Origin of the sequence: Pseudomonas sp. IAC-BECa141 (assembly GCF_020544405.1) — a bacterium.
GTDB lineage: Bacteria > Pseudomonadota > Gammaproteobacteria > Pseudomonadales > Pseudomonadaceae > Aquipseudomonas.
On record NZ_CP065410.1, the window covers coordinates 4,939,348 to 4,955,935 of the forward strand.

Here is a 16,588-nt window from a genome sequence, read left to right on the forward strand (position 1 = left end):
CCATGTACAGTCAGTTTTCCATCGAACAGCTCGTCAACGGATTGCGCCGTGGCGAGCTTTGCCTCGACACCTGGCAGCAAGCCCTGCGCGAGCGCCACAAAAAAGCGCAGCATCTGAACAGTTTCATCACCTTCGATCCGACGGCGCCGGGCTCTGCCCCGGATGCCGATCGCCTGGCGCCGCTGTACGGGCTGCCGGTGTCCTTCAAGGACAACATCAATGTGCGCGGCATGCCGACCACCGCCGGCACGCCTGGCCTGGCCGATTACCGGCCGCAGAACGATGCCGGCATCGTGGCGCGCTTCAAGCAATTGGGCGCGCGCGTGGTGGGCAAGAACAACATGCACGAACTGTCGTTCGGCGTGACCTCGGCCAACCACAGCCACGGCAGGGTCATCAACCCGGCGAACGAACGTCACAGCGCCGGGGGCAGCAGCGGTGGCTGTGCCGCCGCCGTCGCCGCCGGGCTGGTGCCGTGCGCGGTGGGCACCGACACCGGCGGTTCGGTGCGCATTCCGGCGGCCTTCTGTGGGATCGTCGGCCTGCGCCCGACCACCGGCGAGTATCCGGCCGACGGCATTGTCCCGGTCTCGCAGACCAAGGATACCCCGGGCCTGCTGACACGCACGGTGGAAGACTGTCGGTTCGTCCACGGCCACCTCAGCGGCCAGCACATCGCGCCGCTGCCCGAGGATCGTCCGCTGCGCATCGGCCTGCCCGAACGCTTTCTCTGGGCCGATCTGGACGACAACGTCAGCCGTGACTGCCGCGTCGCCATCGATGCACTCGCCAGCAACGGTGTGGAGATCGTACCGATCGACGACGCAGTGATCGGTGAGATCAACGAATACATCCAGTTCCCGCTGCCGATCTATGAATTCTTCATTGATTTCCCACGCTTCCTGATGAAAGAAGGCCGTGGCGGGGATTTTCTCGACGTCCTGGCGCAAATCGCAGACCCCGGCATCAAGAAAATCCTCACCACACAACTGGAAAGCCCGGCAATTTCCTACACCGATTATGTGCAGGCATTGATGAGCAAAGTCCGGCTGGAGCAGGAGTACCGGCAACTGTTCGAGCATCACCAACTGGACTTGACGGCCTACCCGACGGTCAGTTGTAGCGCGCCACTGCTGACTGATTGCGCGGATGAAAGCCATTTCGAGCGGTTCGTGCGCAATACCGACCCGGCCAGCAACCTGGCAGCGCCGAGCATCACCGTACCGGTAGCGGCCTCGGGTGCTCTGCCGGTGGGCCTGTCGTTCGATGCACTGCCGGGACAGGACCGTTTCCTGTTGCAGGCCGTGAGCCGGCTGTCAGCACTGTTGAACATCCGATGAGCGCCGCTCGCTCCGAGAGGGGCGAGCTGGATCGAATCCTTCATAACAATATCTATGCAGGCCCTGCCATGCGTGCCACCTCACTCGATTCACCCGCTTCATCCTCCGTCCTCGAACGGCCGCCCTCGATCCTGGGCGGCGCCATGATCATCGGCGGCACCATCGTCGGCGCGGGAATGTTTTCCCTGCCGGTCATCATGTCCGGGCTGTGGTTCTACGGTTCGGTCGCGGTGCTGGTGTTTGCCTGGTTCTGCACCCTGCATTCGGGCCTGATGATTCTCGAGGCCAACCTCAACTACCACGAAGGGGCGAGTTTCTCGACCATCACCCGTGATCTGCTGGGGCATGCCTGGAGCCGGATCAACGGTCTGAGTATCGTCTTCGTGCTCTATACCCTGACCTACGCCTACATTTCCGCCAGTGGTTCAGTGATCCATCACACCGTGCAATCCATGGGCATCTCGCTGTCGCCGCGCCTCGGCGGGCTGGGATTCACCGTACTGGTGGCGTTCATCGTCTGGCTCAGCACCTCGGCGGTGAGCCGGATGACCACTGTGGTGTTTGGCGCGAAGATTCTGGCGTTTTTCCTGACCTTCGGCGGTCTGCTCGGCCATGTACAACCGGCCACGCTGCTCGACCTCAACGGTGGCGACAGCCGTTACTGGCCCTACCTGCTGGTGACCCTGCCCTTCTGCCTGACCTCGTTCGGTTTCCACGGCAATGTGCCGAGCCTGATGAAGCATTTCGGCAAGGACCCTCGGCGAATCCGCGCCTGCCTGCTGGGCGGGACGCTGATCGCGCTGGGCCTGTATCTGGTGTGGATGCTGTGCAGCATGGGCAATATTCCCCGCGAAGCCTTCAAGGACATCGCCCGGCGCGGCGGCAACATTGATGTGCTGATCAGCGCTCTCGGTTCGCGCCTGGACAGCGCCCATGTCGACCTGTTGCTGACCTTCTTCTCCAACTTCGCCGTGGCCTGCTCGTTTCTCGGCGTGACCCTGGGCCTGTTCGATTATCTGGCCGACGTACTCGGCTTCGACGATCAGCCCATGGGCCGCCTGCGAACGGCTGCCGCCACCTTTCTGCCACCGATGATCTGCGGGTTCCTCTGGCCGGAAGGCTTCATTCATGCCATCGGGTTTGCCGGGCTGGCCGCCACGCTCTGGGCCGTGATCACCCCGGCGTTGCTGGCGCGGGCCTCGCGCACTCGCTTTGGCAGCCCGCATTACCGGGTCTGGGGCGGCACGCCCATGATCGCACTGGTGCTGTTTTTCGGGGTGATCTGCGCGCTCTCGCACCTGCTGTTCACCCTGGACCTGCTGCCCGTCTGGCGCTGAACCATTGGCATTCGGTTTTCCGAACGCGACCTGTCGGTCGGTTCGGATTACCGGATCAGAAAGGATGAAAAACGCCATCACAAAACTTTAATCACCAGCAAAATCAACCAGTTAACCTGTCGCAACTGGTCTGGCACGACTCATGCTCTACACTCCTTCGACGAATGCCTGTTGCGCCAACACAACAGGAGCCGTCAGGCATTCGAAGTACAAAGGGCCCGCTCAACCGGCTCCATAAAAAAAACAATGTCGAGGAAAATTTGATGCGCATCGTTCCCCATATCCTGGGCGCAGCCATTGCTGCCGCTCTGATCAGCACACCAGTTTTCGCTGCCGAGCTCACCGGCACCCTTAAGAAAATCAACGACTCGGGCACCATCACCCTCGGGCATCGTGACAGCTCCATTCCCTTCTCCTACATCGCCGATGCTTCGGGTAAACCCGTGGGCTACTCCCACGACATTCAGGTCGCTATCGTCGAAGCCCTGAAAAAAGACCTGAACAAGCCTGACCTGAACACCAAGTACAACCTGGTCACCTCGCAAACCCGTATTCCTCTGGTGCAGAACGGCACCGTGGACATCGAGTGCGGCTCCACCACCAACAACGCCGAACGCGCCCAGCAAGTCGACTTCACCGTCAACATCTTCGAAATCGGCACCCGCCTGCTGGTCAAGAAAGACAAGGAAGGCAAGCCGTCCTACGCTGACTTCGCCGACCTGAAAGGCAAGAACGTCGTGACCACCGCCGGCACCACGTCCGAGCGCATCATCAAGGCGATGAACGCCGACAAGCAGATGGGCATGAACGTCATCTCCGCCAAGGACCACGGCGAATCCTTCCAGATGCTGGAGAGCGGCCGCGCCGTCGCCTTCATGATGGACGACGCCCTGCTGGCCGGCGAAGAAGCCAAGGCCAAGAAGCCGGACGATTGGGTCATCACCGGTACTCCACAGTCCTTTGAAGCCTACGCGTGCATGGTTCGCAAAGACGATCCGGCCTTCAAGAAGGCTGTAGACGACGCCATCGTCGCGCTCTACAAGTCCGGCGAGATCAACAAGATCTACAGCAAATGGTTCGAAAGCCCGATCCCGCCGAAGGGTCTGAACCTGAACTTCCCGATGAGCGAAAAGGTTAAAGAGCTGATCGCCAACCCGAGCGACAAGCCTGCACCAGACGTAAAAATCTGACGCTGATCTAACCTTGTCACCTGAGGGAGCCCATCCTTCCTCGGGTGACAGTTAATACCTGCTGGTTTCAACTGGAACACTCGACCTGGTGGTTTTCGAGCCGATCGCGTGTGCCTGACGTTCAACGTCAGACGGGAAAGGATCTTCCCCAGGCGGGCACTTGTACATCGATCGAATCGAGGGGAGACCCTAATGAATTACAACTGGGACTGGGGCGTGTTCTTCAAGTCCACCGGCGTGGGCAGCGAGACCTATCTCGACTGGTTCATCTCCGGCCTGGGCTGGACCATCGCCATCGCCATCGTGGCCTGGATCATTGCCCTGTTGCTGGGCTCGCTGCTGGGCATCATGCGCACCGTGCCGAACCGCATCGTGGCGGGCATCGCGACCTGCTACGTCGAACTGTTCCGTAACGTGCCGCTGCTGGTTCAGCTGTTCATCTGGTACTTCCTGGTGCCCGACATGCTGCCGCAGAACCTGCAGGACTGGTACAAGCAGGACCTGAACCCGACCACCTCGGCCTACCTGAGCGTTGTCGTCTGCCTGGGCCTGTTCACCGCCGCCCGGGTCTGCGAACAGGTTCGCACCGGTATCCAGGCGCTGCCGCGTGGCCAGGAATCCGCCGCCCGCGCGATGGGTTTCAAACTGCCGCAGATCTACTGGAACGTGCTGCTGCCCCAGGCCTACCGGATCATCATTCCGCCGCTCACCTCGGAATTCCTGAACGTGTTCAAGAACTCCTCCGTGGCCTCGCTGATCGGTCTGATGGAGCTTCTGGCGCAAACCAAACAGACCGCCGAGTTCTCGGCCAACCTGTTTGAAGCCTTCACCCTGGCGACCCTGATCTACTTCACCCTGAACATGAGCCTGATGCTGCTGATGCGCATGGTCGAGAAGAAAGTCGCCGTGCCCGGCCTGATCTCCGTGGGGGGTAAATAATGGAATTCGATTTCAGTGGCATCGTTCCGGCCATCCCCGGCCTGTGGAACGGCATGCTGATGACCCTCAAGCTGATGGCGCTGGGCGTGATCGGCGGGATCATCCTCGGCACCCTCCTCGCGCTGATGCGTCTGTCCCACAGCAAACTGCTGTCGAGCATCGCCGGCGCCTACGTCAACTATTTCCGCTCGATCCCGCTGCTGCTGGTGATCACCTGGTTCTACCTGGCAGTGCCGTTCGTGCTGCGCTGGATCACCGGCGAAGACACCCCGATCGGCGCGTTCACCTCGTGCATCGTGGCGTTCATGATGTTCGAAGCGGCGTATTTCTGCGAAATCGTCCGGGCCGGCGTGCAGTCGATTCCCAAGGGCCAGATGGGTGCCGCCCAGGCACTGGGCATGACCTACGGCCAGATGATGCGCCTGATCATCCTGCCCCAGGCGTTCCGCAAGATGACCCCGCTGCTGCTGCAGCAGAGCATCATCCTGTTCCAGGACACCTCGCTGGTCTACACCGTGGGCCTGGTGGACTTCCTCAACGCCTCGCGCGCCAGTGGCGACATCATTGGCCGCTCGAATGAGTTCCTGATCTTCGCAGGTCTCGTGTACTTCACCATCAGCTTTGCCGCCTCGCAGCTGGTCAAGCGTCTGCAAAAAAGGTTCGCCGTATGATCTCTATCAAGAACATCAACAAGTGGTATGGGGACTTCCAGGTGCTGACCGATTGCAGCACCGAGGTCAAAAAGGGTGAAGTGATCGTGGTTTGCGGCCCGTCCGGTTCGGGCAAGTCGACCCTGATCAAGTGCGTCAACGCGCTGGAGCCGTTCCAGAAAGGCGACATCGTGGTCGACGGCACGTCGATTGCCGATCCGAAGACCAACCTGCCGAAACTGCGCTCGCGCGTCGGCATGGTGTTCCAGCATTTCGAACTGTTCCCGCACCTGACCATCACCGAAAACCTGACCATCGCGCAGATCAAGGTGCTGGGCCGCAGCAAGGAAGAAGCGACCAAGAAAGGCCTGCAACTGCTTGAGCGCGTCGGCCTGTCGGCTCACGCCCACAAGCACCCCGGCCAACTGTCCGGCGGTCAGCAACAGCGTGTGGCGATCGCCCGTGCACTGGCGATGGACCCGATCGTCATGCTGTTCGACGAGCCGACCTCGGCGCTGGACCCGGAAATGGTCAACGAAGTGCTCGACGTGATGGTGCAACTGGCCCACGAAGGCATGACCATGATGTGCGTGACCCACGAAATGGGCTTCGCCCGCAAAGTGGCCGACCGCGTGATCTTCATGGACGCCGGCAAGATAATCGAAGACTGCCCGAAAGAGGAATTCTTCGGCGACATCAATGCCCGCTCCGAACGCGCGCAGCATTTCCTCGAGAAAATCCTGCAGCACTAAAAAACTGCCGGATTCCCCGACAGCAACTGTCGGGGAATCCGGGTGGTTGACCCAAGGCATCTGTGATGAAATGCGACCCCACTCTCTATCGCGCCACGCCGCCATCACTTGCCGTGAAACCCCGTCTGATCCGCCACCTGTTCCTGCCGCCGCTGGTCATCGCCCTGATGATCGGACTGGGCTACATCGGCTTCTGGACCAGTGAACACTTCGGCATTCGCAGCCTCGGCGAAAACGGCCAGCGCCAGCTGGAACTGCACGCCCGCGCGGTCGAAAGCGAGATCAGCAAATACACCTACCTGCCCAGCCTGCTGGAACTCGAATCGAGCGTTTCGCAGTTGCTCGGCGACCCGACCCCGGAACACCGGCAAACGGTCAACGATTACCTTGAAGGCCTGAACCGGCGCAGCCGCAGTCGGGCCATCTACGTCATGGACACCACCGGTCGCGTCATGGCCACCAGCAACTGGCGCGACGTCGACAGCTACCTCGGTGAAGACCTGTCGTTCCGCGCCTACTTCCAGAATGCCATCCGCGGCCAGCCCGGACGTTTCTACGGGATCGGCAGCACCAACGGCGAACCCGGCTATTACCTGGCCCACGGCCTCGAAGAACACGGCAAGATCATCGGCGTCGCGGTGGTCAAGGTGCGCCTGGAAGCCATGGAAGAACGCTGGCAGCGAGCGCGCCTGGAAGCATTCGTCAGCGATGAAAACGGCATCATCATTCTGTCCAGCGACCCGGCGCGGCGCTTGAAATCGGTGATTGCGCTGAGCGACGAGACCAAGGAAAAACTCGCCCGCAGCCTGCAGTACTACTGGTTCCCGCTGAACGAGCTGCAACCGCTGGCCCGGGAAACCCTGTCCGAAGGCGTGGAAAAACTCACCTTCCCGGCCAACAGCGAAGTGCCGAGCCAACAGGACCGCCATGAAGAAAACATCAGCTATCTGGCGCAAACCCGGCCGCTGAGCGACACCCCGTGGAATTTCACTCTGCTCACCCCGTTGCAGGACCTGCGGCGCGAGGCGATCAATCAAGGGATTCTGGTGGCCGTGGCATTTGCCTTGGTGGCGTTCCTGCTGATCGCCTGGAACGAACGGCGCAAGGTCATCGCCACCCGCCTCGCCGCCCGTGAAGCCTTGCAGGAAGCCAACAATCAGCTGGAGCGTCGGATTACCGAACGCACCGCCGACCTGCGCGCCAGCAACGACCGGCTCAAGAGTCAGATCCGCGAACGGCGTCAGGCCGAAGAAACCTTGCGCCGCGCCCAGGACGAACTGGTGCAGGCCGGCAAACTCGCGGCCATCGGCCAGATGTCGACCAGCATCGCCCACGAACTGAACCAGCCGCTGGCGGCGATGCGCACGCTGTCGGGCAACACCATTCGCTTCCTTGAGCGCGGCCAGCTGGATGTCGCGAGCACCAACCTTAAGACCATCAACGACCTGATCGACCGCATGGGCCGGATCACCGCCAGCCTGCGCTCCTTCGCCCGACGCGGCGACGACAAGGGCCGCGCCAGCCTCGGCAAAGCGGTGGATGCCGCGCTGCAAGTGCTCGGCGCCCGTGTCGAAAAAGCCGCCCTGCAACAGCATCGCCAGTTCGACGATGTGCAGTTGCAGATCGACCAGACACGACTTGAACAGATTCTGGTCAACCTGATCGGCAACGCCCTTGACGCCATGCAGGCGCAACCGCTGCCGGAACTGTGGCTGGAAGGCGAAGAATTCAACGGCAAATATCGCCTGCGGGTACGCGACAACGGTCACGGCATCGACGCCGAAGCGCGCAAGCATCTGTTCGAACCGTTCTTCACCACCAAACCCGGCGAACAGGGTCTGGGCCTCGGCCTGACCCTGTCGGCCAGCCTCGCCGCCGCCACCGGCGGGCATCTGGGTGTCGAACACCCGGCCAGCGGTGGCACCACCTTCGTCCTCAGTTTACCGTTGGTAAGCCCTACTCCTGCCGAGCCAATATGAACAACGACCTTAGTGTGCTGATCGTCGAAGACGATCCCCATGTGCTGCTCGGCTGCCAGCAGGCGCTGACCCTCGAAGACATTCCCTGCATCGGCGTGGGCAGTGCCGAAGAGGCGCTGGAGCAGGTCGGCGACAACTTCGCCGGCATCGTCATCAGCGACATTCGCCTGCCGGGCATCGACGGCCTGGAACTGCTGACCCGCCTCAAGCAACGTGATCGCAGCCTGCCGGTGGTGCTGATCACCGGGCATGGCGACATCTCCATGGCCGTCGGTGCGATGCAGAAAGGCGCCTACGATTTCATGGAAAAACCGTTCTCCCCCGAGCGTCTGGTCGATGTGGCCCGTCGCGCGCTGGAGCAACGCAGCCTGAATCGCGAAGTCTCGTCCCTGCGCCGGCAACTGGCCGAACGCGATTCCCTTGAAGGTCGGATCATCGGCCGTTCGCCGGCCATGCAGAACCTGCGGGAGCTGATCGCCAATGTCGCCGACACCTCGGCCAACGTGCTGATCGAAGGGGAAACCGGTACCGGCAAGGAACTGGTCGCCCGTTGCCTGCACGACTTCAGCCGCCGCCACACCAAACAGTTCGTGGCGCTGAACTGCGGCGGTCTGCCGGAAAACCTGTTCGAAAGCGAAATATTCGGCCACGAAGCCAACGCCTTCACCGGCGCCGGCAAGCGGCGGATCGGCAAGATCGAACACGCCGATGGCGGCACGCTATTCCTCGATGAAGTCGAAAGCATGCCACTGCCGTTGCAGATCAAACTGCTGCGGGTGTTACAGGAGCGCACCCTTGAACGCCTCGGCTCGAACCAGAGTGTGGCGGTGGATTGCCGGGTAATTGCGGCCACCAAGTCCGACCTCGACGAATCGAGCAAGGTCGGTGAATTCCGCAGCGACTTGTACTACCGCCTCAACGTGGTGACGCTGGAACTGCCGCCTCTGCGCGAACGCCGCGAAGACATCCTGCAACTGTTCGAACACTTCACCCAGCAATCGGCCCTGCGCTTCGACCGCGCACTGCCGGAGCTGGACAACCAGACGCTGTCGAGCCTGATGAGCCACGACTGGCCGGGCAACGTGCGCGAACTGCGCAACGTCGCCGAGCGTTTTGCCCTCGGTCTGCCGGCGTTCAAGAAAACCGGCGCGGGCAGTACAGGCCAAGGCCTGGCGTTCGCCGAAGCGGTGGAAGCGTTCGAACGCAACCTGCTCAGTGACGCCCTGCAACGCAGCGGCGGCAACCTGACCCAGGCCAGCCTGGAACTGGGGATGGCCAAGACCACGCTGTTCGACAAAGTGAAAAAGTACGGCCTGAGCCATTAAGCGAGAACGACGTGGATCTGATTTTCAAGGCAACGCTCGGCGCGGCAGTGGTGGTGATCCTCGCCATGCTGGCCAAGACCAAAAACTACTACATCGCCGGGCTGGTGCCGCTGTTCCCGACCTTCGCCCTGATCGCCCACTACATCGTCGGCAAGGGCCGTTCGATCGACGACCTGAAGACCACCATCGTCTTCGGTATGTGGTCGATCATCCCGTACTTCGTGTATCTGGCGACGCTGTACGTGATGGTCGACCGCATGCGCCTCGAAGCTTCGCTGGCGGTCGCGGCGGTGGCGTGGCTGATGGCGGCGACGGTGCTGGTGTCGGTGTGGGTACGGCTTCACGCCTGAGTCAAAGCAGGTTGTGCTCTGCCACCGGTTCGATCTGCGCCCAGTGCGACGTGTCTTCGCGATGCTCGCGCAGATACGGCAACACCGCCGCCAGCAACGGCTCCTTGAACGCTTCCTGAAAGCGGTGCGCCAGCCCCGGAATCAAGCGCAACTGACTGCCGCGAATGTGCGCCGCCAGATGCACGCCGTGCATCACCGGCAGCAGCGGATCCGCCGTGCCATGCACCACCAGCGTCGGGACCCGCAGTTGATTGAGCAACGCCACCCGGCTCGGTTCGGCGAGGATCGCCATGATCTGGCGCTTCACGCCTTCAGGGTTGAACGCCCGGTCATAGGACAGCGCCGCCTGATGCAGCAACGCCTGGCGATCATCACTGACTGAAGGGCTGCCCAGCGCCGCCAGCAGATCCGCCTGTTGCTCCAGTGCGATCTGGCGATTGGGAGCACCACGTCGAGCCAGCAATTGCACCAGTGCCGCGCTCGGCGCCGGCAGCCCTTCGGCACCGGAGCTGGTCATGATCAGCGTCAGGCTCTCGACCCGTTGCGGTGCCATCGCCGCCATGTGCTGGGCGATCATCCCGCCCATGCTCGCGCCGAGCACATGGAATTGCTCGACGTGCAACGCGTCCATCAGCCCCAGCGCATCGTCGGCCATGTCGGTCAGGCTGTAAGGCGCCGCCACCGGCAACCCGAGTTTGTAGCGCAGCACTTCAAAGGTCAGGTTGGCGTCGGCCGGCGCCTGGCGCCAGGTCGAAAGACCAACATCGCGGTTGTCATAACGGATCACCCGAAAGCCCTGCTGACACAGCGCAACCACCACTTCATCCGGCCAGTGGATCAACTGCCCGCCCAGCCCCATCACCAGCAGCAGCGCCGGATCCGACCCACGGCCGATGCTCTGGTACGCCAGACTCACCTGCTCCAGATCGACCCGCTCGGTCGGTACATTGACGTTGCAACGCGACGCCGCAGAAGACGCCGGAACGAAAAAAACCGCGGCCAACAACGCCGCGATTGCAAAAATTCCCTTGAACATGAAAAACACCGAAACGCAGAACCCCAGTAGAGCGCGAGTCTGATGAAGTTTGTTCAAGCGCGCTGCCACAGTTCGATGACAGTTTGATGAAGAGTGCCGAGCGGTCGCCACTCTTCAGTCGGTGTTGCGTTACGCCAACTGACTGCGCAACTGTCGCGCCGCCGCGACCATGTTGACCAGCGCCGCCTCGGTCTCAGGCCAGGCGCGGGTCTTCAGCCCGCAATCGGGGTTGACCCACAACCGCGCTGCCGGAATCCGTTTCACGGCCTTGCTCATCAGCTTGACCATTTCCGCTGTGTCCGGCACTCGCGGCGAGTGGATGTCATAGACGCCCGGGCCGATGTCGTTCGGGTAGTCGAACGCTTCAAAGGCCTCAAGCAATTCCATGTCCGAGCGCGAGGTTTCGATGGTGATCACGTCGGCGTCCATGTCGGCAATCGCCTTGATCACGTCGTTGAATTCGCTGTAGCACATGTGGGTGTGAATCTGGGTTTCGTCCTTCACGCCCGAGGCGGTCAGACGGAACGCTTCCACCGCCCAGTCGAGGTATTCCTGCCACTGTGCGCGGCGCAGCGGCAAGCCCTCGCGGAACGCGGCTTCGTCGATCTGCACGATCCTGATCCCGGCGTTTTCCAGATCCACCACCTCGTCACGCAGGGCCAGCGCCAGTTGTTGCGCCTGGACCTTGCGCGACACATCTTCGCGGGGGAACGACCACATCAGCATGGTCACAGGGCCGGTCAGCATGCCTTTCATGACCTTGTCGGTCAGGCTCTGGGCGTAGGTGATCCAGTCCACGGTCATGGGGTTCGGACGGGACAGATCGCCATAAATCACCGCTGGTTTGACGCAACGGGAGCCGTAGCTCTGGACCCAGCCGAAACGGGTGATCAGATAGCCGTCCAGTTGCTCGGCAAAGTACTCGACCATGTCATTGCGCTCGGCCTCACCGTGCACCAGCACATCGAGGCCCAGACGTTCCTGCACCTGCACCGCGTGGCGGATTTCGCTGCGCATCGCATCGTGGTAATCGTTGGCCGACAGTTTGCCCTGCTTGAACGCCTGACGGGCCAGACGAATCGACCCGGTCTGCGGGAACGAACCGATGGTGGTGGTCGGGAACGCCGGCAATTTCAGACGCGCCTGTTGCGCGGCGATGCGTTTGGCGAACGGCGAATGACGCTGGCTGTCGCTGGCGATGATCGCTTCGATCCGCGCCTGCACGGCGGGTTTATGAATACGCGGCGAGCGGGCGCGACGCTCTTGAATCGCGCGGCTTTCGGCCAGCGCGCTTTGCACTTTCGGCGCTTGCGGATCGTTCAGCGCATCACGTAACACAGAGATTTCGCTGCACTTCTGCACGGCGAATGCCAGCCAGCTTTTCAGTTCCGGGTCGAGCTTGTCTTCGCGCTCGACATCCACCGGGCTGTGCAGCAACGAACAGGAACTGCTGACCCACAGGTTGTCGCCAAAGCGCTCCTGCGCCGGTTGCAACTGCGCCAGTGCCTGCTCCAGTTCGCAGCGCCAGACGTTGCGGCCGTTGACCAGGCCTACCGAAAGAATCTTGTAGGTCGGCAGGCGATCCAGCACCTGACCGAGCTGATCCGGCGCCCGCACGGCGTCGATGTGCAAGCCCTGCACCGGCAAGCCGACGGCCAGGCCGAGGTTGTCTTGCAGGCCACTGAAATAGGTCGCCACCAGTTTCTTCAGCGGCGAGTACTGAAGGATGTGATAGGCGCGTTCGAAGGCACTTTTCCAGGCTTGCGGCAGGTCGAGGGTGAGGATCGGTTCGTCGATCTGCACCCACTCCACGCCCTGTGTGGCGAGACGGCCGAGGATGTCGTTGTACACCGGCAGCAGGCGCTCAAGCAGGTCGAGCTTGTCGAAGTCATTGCCTTTGACCTTGCCCAGCCACAGATAAGTCAGCGGGCCGATGATCACCGGTTTGACGTTGTGACCGAGGGCCTTGGCTTCTTCGACTTCATCAAACAGCTGTTCCCAGCTCAGCTTGAACTGCTGGTCTGCGCTGAACTCCGGGACCAGGTAGTGGTAGTTGGTGTCGAACCACTTGGTCAGTTCTTGTGCGTATTGGGTCTTGCCGTGCTCAGCACCGCAACAGGACGCCGTGGCGCCACGGGCCATGGCGAACAGCGTGTCGAGTGTCGGCAGGCCACGCTCGTCGCGCACCCCGTCGAAGCGCTCGGGGATCACACCGAAGGTCAGCGAGTGGGTCAGCACCTGGTCGTACCAGGCGAAGTCGCCGACCGGCAGCAAGTCGATGCCGGCGTCCTTCTGCAATTGCCAGTGTCTGGCGCGCAGCTCGCGGCCGACCTGATTCAGAGCGGCCTGATCGAGATCGCCTTTCCAGTAGGCTTCGAGTGCTTTTTTCAGTTCGCGGTCGGCGCCAATGCGCGGGAAACCCAGAGTGTGAGCCACGGCCATGTCGAATGTTCTCCATTGCGTAAAAGATGGCGCCATTGTCGACAGCCAGGGCAACATGAGACAAACTCAACCTTTTCGTGTTGATCACAAATTTTCCTCATGGAGCCTGCGGTGCTTGAGATCCGTCACCTGAAAACCCTGCACGCCCTGCGCGAAGCCGACAGCCTGGTGGATGCGGCCGACCGCCTGCACCTGACCCAGTCGGCGCTGTCCCACCAGTTCAAGGAACTGGAAGAGCGCATGGGCATGCCGCTGTTCGTGCGCAAGACCAAACCCGTACGCTTCACCAGCGCCGGCCTGCGCCTGCTGCAACTGGCCGACGCGACCCTGCCGCTGCTGCGCGCCGCCGAACGCGACATCGGGCGTCTGGCCGGGGGCACCGCCGGGCGTCTGCACATGGCCATCGAATGTCACAGCTGCTTCCAGTGGCTGATGCCGACCATCGATCAGTTCCGCGATGCCTGGCCGGAAGTCGAACTCGACCTCGCTTCGGGTTTCTCCTTTGCCCCGCTGCCGGCGCTGGCTCGTGGCGATCTGGATCTGGTGGTGACGTCCGACCCGCTGGAAATCGCCGGCATCACCTACGTGCCGCTGTTCACCTACGAAGCCATGCTCGCAGTCGCCAACCAGCACGCATTGGCGAGCAAACCGTACATCGTCCCCGAAGATCTGCTGAGCGAAACCCTGATCACTTATCCGGTGGAACGGGATCGTCTCGATATCTTCACTCGCTTCCTCGAACCGGCCGACATCGAACCGGCGCAGGTGCGCACTTCAGAGCTGACGGTGATGATGATGCAACTGGTGGCCAGCGGCCGTGGTGTGTGCGGCATGCCGCACTGGGCACTGCATGAATACAGCTCGCGGGGCTACGTGAAGGGTAAGCGGCTGGGCGAGAAAGGCTTGTTTGCAACGCTGTACGCGGCGATCCGCGCCGACATGCTGGACGCGCCGTATATGCGCGATTTCCTGCTGACGGCCAAGGACACCTCGTTCTCGACGCTGGATGGGGTCAGCGCGGTTCGTTGAGGCTGGCGGTTGGCACGAAAAGCGCGCACCACATATGGATCTTGTCGAAGTAGTCCTCACCGACCCGAACCGCCGATTTATGTCCTACGTCAGCAGACGTTGCGCAAGCCTTGACCACTCGTCTGGACTATCAAAGTTGACAGGTGCGCAACTTTCTACCGACGGCGCTCAATGGTGCATGCCTGCTGCCATTCCGGTAAGGGGCTGAGCCTGCAAAGGAGCGCTACCAATGAATACCAATGAAGTACTGAGTGAAGACTTTGGAAATGAAAGAGTCTTATTTCAACCCGATATTACATATACGATCCCCAGCGGAGAAATAACACTTTTGCCTCACAGTTTACCCCTGAATAGCGGAATTCTAAGTGCAACTTGGGCTCACTCTCCCGGAAAAAACGAAGAGAGCTCATTATGCGTAGAAAATGGAGGAGTGAAATATACATTTAACTCTACTTACTCTTACGTGAGTTTTTGGTTCGCGATAAGCAGGGGAGGCACTGGTCGCCCGTATGATTCTTATTCGATAAGATTTTATGATGCACAGGAAACGCTGCTCCACACTACCATTGCGCAGGCACAGGAGTCGATTTCCTATCATCCGATATCATTTTCCGGGAAGGGAATAAAAAGCGTGCAAATTCAACTTGGAGATGAGGATGTCGGTGGATATCAAATAACTACCGCAGCTGATTTTTTTCAATTCAGAGTTTAGGAGATGCAGGACGCGGGAACGCGTTAATTAACCAGCTCCGGCAGGAAAAAGGGACCGTCAAGGTTAACCCCCCCACAGCCCGCAGCAATGCGGGTGAAATAAGTGGGGGGCATTAATTACCTGCCAGGTCATCAAAGCCAGGCAACTCATCAGGGCGGTTGAGTACCTGTCGAAAGTTCTCCATGGCTTGGTGGGGGGGGGGCGAGTATTGGCAGGCCATGCAGTTCGCGTTGGGAAATTCCGATTCCTCTACAGGAAAACGTGAACATGTGGTCTTCCGTCAGACCGTGACTATGCGCAATAAAGGCCGCTTCGCAGCCCCGCAGGAGCAAGTTCCCTCGCCACGAAAGTCCGACCAGGACTTCAGCGAGATTCACACCACATATGGATCTTGTCGAAATATTCCTCACCGACCCGAACCGCCAGGGGTTCCAGACCAAACTGGATGAAGCCGCAGCGCTGGTACAGCTTGAATGCGGCTTCATTGCCGGCGGTGACAGTCAGTTGAATGACTTTCAGTGCCGGATGCTGCTGCGCTTCCTCCAGCACGGCCTCCATCAATTTCAGTCCCAGGCCTCGTTGACGAAACCCGGCCGACACATACATGCCGAACACCGTTGCCTTGTGCCGGGCCTTCTCCCGAGGCTCGAACGCCAGGCCGACAATGCCCGCCAGCCGACTGCCTTCAAACGCGCCAAACACCGCGTCGAGCTTGCTGGTCAGCCGTGATTCCCACCAGCTCAGCGGCATCACTGCGCGCTCGCGCACACTGGAAGTGAACGCTTGCGGATGGCGGTCATAGGCTTCCAGCATCAATTCGCGATAGGCCAACGCATGACTGGCGTCGAGCCGTTCGATCCACATGTTCAGGCGGCCTTGCGTTGTTCAAGCATCAGCCGCACGGCCAGTGCGCCCAGCACAAAGCCCATGAAATAACGCTGCACCGCCAGCCAGGTCGGGTTGTTGACGAACCACGACGCGATACCGGCCGCCGACAGGGCGATCAACAGGTTGACGCTGAAACTGACGCTGATCTGGGTCAGGCCGAGAATGATGCTCTGGCTGAACACCGAGCCGTGCTCCGGCGTGATGAACTGCGGAAACACCGAGAGGTAGAACACCGCGATTTTCGGGTTCAGCGCGCTGGTGAGAAACCCCATGGTGATGAGCTTGCGCGACGAGTCCGCCGGCAATGCCTGCACCTCGAATGGCGAGCGGGCGCCGGGTTTCACTGCCTGCCAGGCCAGCAACAACAGGTACAGCGCGCCGGCCCACTTCAACACCTCATAAGCCATCGGGACCGCGAGAAACACAGCCGTCAAACCGGCTGCCGCCGCGAACATATGCACGAAGAACCCGGCCACCACGCCCACCAGCGACGTGACCCCGGCCTTGCGGCCCTGACAGATCGAACGGGAGATCAGGTAGATCATGTTCGGCCCCGGCGTCAGTACCATCAGCAGCGCGGCGGCGGCAAAAATCAGCAGGTCTTGAAGCGGGATCATGA

15 protein-coding genes are annotated in these 16,588 nt (G+C 61.0%); 11 read left to right on the forward strand and 4 right to left on the reverse strand.

Annotated features, from left to right (window positions below):
- Positions 1 to 2: 2 nt before the first annotated feature.
- The 9 genes from I5961_RS22585 (at position 3) to I5961_RS22625 (ending at position 9,862) form a co-directional block, all read left to right on the forward strand.
- A complete protein-coding gene (locus I5961_RS22585) occupies positions 3 to 1,340 on the forward strand; it encodes an amidase family protein (RefSeq protein ID WP_227233415.1) in 1,338 nt (445 codons plus the stop codon).
- Positions 1,341 to 1,408: 68 nt separating this feature from the next.
- Positions 1,409 to 2,677, forward strand: coding sequence for a tryptophan permease (mtr, locus tag I5961_RS22590; protein WP_085701720.1), 1,269 nt, complete (start codon positions 1,409 to 1,411; stop codon positions 2,675 to 2,677).
- A gap of 263 nt (positions 2,678 to 2,940) precedes the next feature.
- Complete coding sequence (locus tag I5961_RS22595; RefSeq protein WP_085699710.1) at positions 2,941 to 3,867, forward strand: glutamate/aspartate ABC transporter substrate-binding protein; 927 nt, start codon at positions 2,941 to 2,943, stop codon at positions 3,865 to 3,867.
- A 192-nt stretch (positions 3,868 to 4,059) separates the two neighbouring features.
- A complete protein-coding gene (locus I5961_RS22600) occupies positions 4,060 to 4,806 on the forward strand; it encodes an amino acid ABC transporter permease (protein ID WP_085684522.1) in 747 nt (248 codons plus the stop codon).
- Entirely contained in the window at positions 4,806 to 5,477 is a 672-nt protein-coding gene (locus I5961_RS22605; RefSeq protein ID WP_085699712.1) for an amino acid ABC transporter permease, read from the forward strand. The genes I5961_RS22600 and I5961_RS22605 overlap by 1 nt, the downstream gene beginning before the upstream one ends.
- Positions 5,474 to 6,208: an amino acid ABC transporter ATP-binding protein gene (locus I5961_RS22610; protein ID WP_007927141.1), complete on the forward strand. Its 735-nt coding sequence runs from the start codon at positions 5,474 to 5,476 to the stop codon at positions 6,206 to 6,208. Before I5961_RS22605 ends, I5961_RS22610 begins: the two co-directional genes overlap by 4 nt.
- Before the next feature lie 65 nt (positions 6,209 to 6,273).
- On the forward strand, positions 6,274 to 8,187 hold the full coding sequence (locus I5961_RS22615; protein WP_085701721.1) for a sensor histidine kinase: 1,914 nt from the start codon (positions 6,274 to 6,276) through the stop codon (positions 8,185 to 8,187).
- Positions 8,184 to 9,512: a sigma-54-dependent transcriptional regulator gene (locus I5961_RS22620; protein ID WP_085699718.1), complete on the forward strand. Its 1,329-nt coding sequence runs from the start codon at positions 8,184 to 8,186 to the stop codon at positions 9,510 to 9,512. Before I5961_RS22615 ends, I5961_RS22620 begins: the two co-directional genes overlap by 4 nt.
- A gap of 20 nt (positions 9,513 to 9,532) precedes the next feature.
- Positions 9,533 to 9,862, forward strand: a complete 330-nt coding sequence (locus I5961_RS22625) for a GlpM family protein (RefSeq protein ID WP_227235632.1) — start codon at positions 9,533 to 9,535, stop codon at positions 9,860 to 9,862.
- A gap of 1 nt (position 9,863) precedes the next feature.
- Here the strand turns inward: I5961_RS22625 and I5961_RS22630 are convergent, their stop codons facing one another.
- Both I5961_RS22630 and metE read right to left on the reverse strand, forming a co-directional pair.
- Positions 9,864 to 10,898: an alpha/beta fold hydrolase gene (locus tag I5961_RS22630; RefSeq protein WP_227233416.1), complete on the reverse strand. Its 1,035-nt coding sequence runs from the start codon at positions 10,896 to 10,898 to the stop codon at positions 9,864 to 9,866.
- A gap of 129 nt (positions 10,899 to 11,027) precedes the next feature.
- Positions 11,028 to 13,340, reverse strand: a complete 2,313-nt coding sequence (metE, locus tag I5961_RS22635) for a 5-methyltetrahydropteroyltriglutamate--homocysteine S-methyltransferase (RefSeq protein ID WP_227233417.1) — start codon at positions 13,338 to 13,340, stop codon at positions 11,028 to 11,030.
- A gap of 111 nt (positions 13,341 to 13,451) precedes the next feature.
- On the opposite strand from metE, the gene metR reads away from it, so the two are divergent.
- Together metR and I5961_RS22645 are read left to right on the forward strand one after the other, a co-directional pair.
- Positions 13,452 to 14,369: a transcriptional regulator MetR gene (gene metR, locus I5961_RS22640; RefSeq protein WP_085699725.1), complete on the forward strand. Its 918-nt coding sequence runs from the start codon at positions 13,452 to 13,454 to the stop codon at positions 14,367 to 14,369.
- A 229-nt stretch (positions 14,370 to 14,598) separates the two neighbouring features.
- Positions 14,599 to 15,081 (forward strand): hypothetical protein, encoded by a 483-nt coding sequence (locus I5961_RS22645; protein WP_139832616.1) that lies wholly within the window; start codon positions 14,599 to 14,601, stop codon positions 15,079 to 15,081.
- 363 nt (positions 15,082 to 15,444) lie between these two features.
- Here I5961_RS22645 and I5961_RS22650 read toward each other — a convergent pair whose 3' ends face one another.
- Together I5961_RS22650 and I5961_RS22655 are read right to left on the reverse strand one after the other, a co-directional pair.
- Positions 15,445 to 15,945 carry a GNAT family N-acetyltransferase gene (locus tag I5961_RS22650; protein ID WP_227233419.1) on the reverse strand — a complete coding sequence of 167 codons (501 nt, stop codon included), beginning with the start codon at positions 15,943 to 15,945 and terminating at the stop codon, positions 15,445 to 15,447.
- Positions 15,946 to 15,947: 2 nt separating this feature from the next.
- The gene (locus I5961_RS22655; RefSeq protein ID WP_227233421.1) at positions 15,948 to 16,586 is read right to left on the reverse strand and encodes a LysE family translocator; all 639 of its coding nucleotides are present in this window, start codon (positions 16,584 to 16,586) and stop codon (positions 15,948 to 15,950) included.
- Positions 16,587 to 16,588 lie beyond the last annotated feature (2 nt).

What these genes read in the sequence shown, in the direction of transcription:
- I5961_RS22585 (WP_227233415.1), top strand. Translation starts at nt 3, where the DNA reads ATGTACAGTCAGTTTTCCATCGAACAGCTCGTCAACGGATTGCGCCGT.
- mtr (WP_085701720.1), top strand. Translation starts at nt 1,409, where the DNA reads ATGCGTGCCACCTCACTCGATTCACCCGCTTCATCCTCCGTCCTCGAA.
- I5961_RS22595 (WP_085699710.1), top strand. Translation starts at nt 2,941, where the DNA reads ATGCGCATCGTTCCCCATATCCTGGGCGCAGCCATTGCTGCCGCTCTG.
- I5961_RS22600 (WP_085684522.1), top strand. Translation starts at nt 4,060, where the DNA reads ATGAATTACAACTGGGACTGGGGCGTGTTCTTCAAGTCCACCGGCGTG.
- I5961_RS22605 (WP_085699712.1), top strand. Translation starts at nt 4,806, where the DNA reads ATGGAATTCGATTTCAGTGGCATCGTTCCGGCCATCCCCGGCCTGTGG.
- I5961_RS22610 (WP_007927141.1), top strand. Translation starts at nt 5,474, where the DNA reads ATGATCTCTATCAAGAACATCAACAAGTGGTATGGGGACTTCCAGGTG.
- I5961_RS22615 (WP_085701721.1), top strand. Translation starts at nt 6,274, where the DNA reads ATGAAATGCGACCCCACTCTCTATCGCGCCACGCCGCCATCACTTGCC.
- I5961_RS22620 (WP_085699718.1), top strand. Translation starts at nt 8,184, where the DNA reads ATGAACAACGACCTTAGTGTGCTGATCGTCGAAGACGATCCCCATGTG.
- I5961_RS22630 (WP_227233416.1), bottom strand. Translation starts at nt 10,898, where the DNA reads ATGTTCAAGGGAATTTTTGCAATCGCGGCGTTGTTGGCCGCGGTTTTT.
- metE (WP_227233417.1), bottom strand. Translation starts at nt 13,340, where the DNA reads ATGGCCGTGGCTCACACTCTGGGTTTCCCGCGCATTGGCGCCGACCGC.
- I5961_RS22645 (WP_139832616.1), top strand. Translation starts at nt 14,599, where the DNA reads ATGAATACCAATGAAGTACTGAGTGAAGACTTTGGAAATGAAAGAGTC.
- I5961_RS22650 (WP_227233419.1), bottom strand. Translation starts at nt 15,945, where the DNA reads ATGTGGATCGAACGGCTCGACGCCAGTCATGCGTTGGCCTATCGCGAA.
- I5961_RS22655 (WP_227233421.1), bottom strand. Translation starts at nt 16,586, where the DNA reads ATGATCCCGCTTCAAGACCTGCTGATTTTTGCCGCCGCCGCGCTGCTG.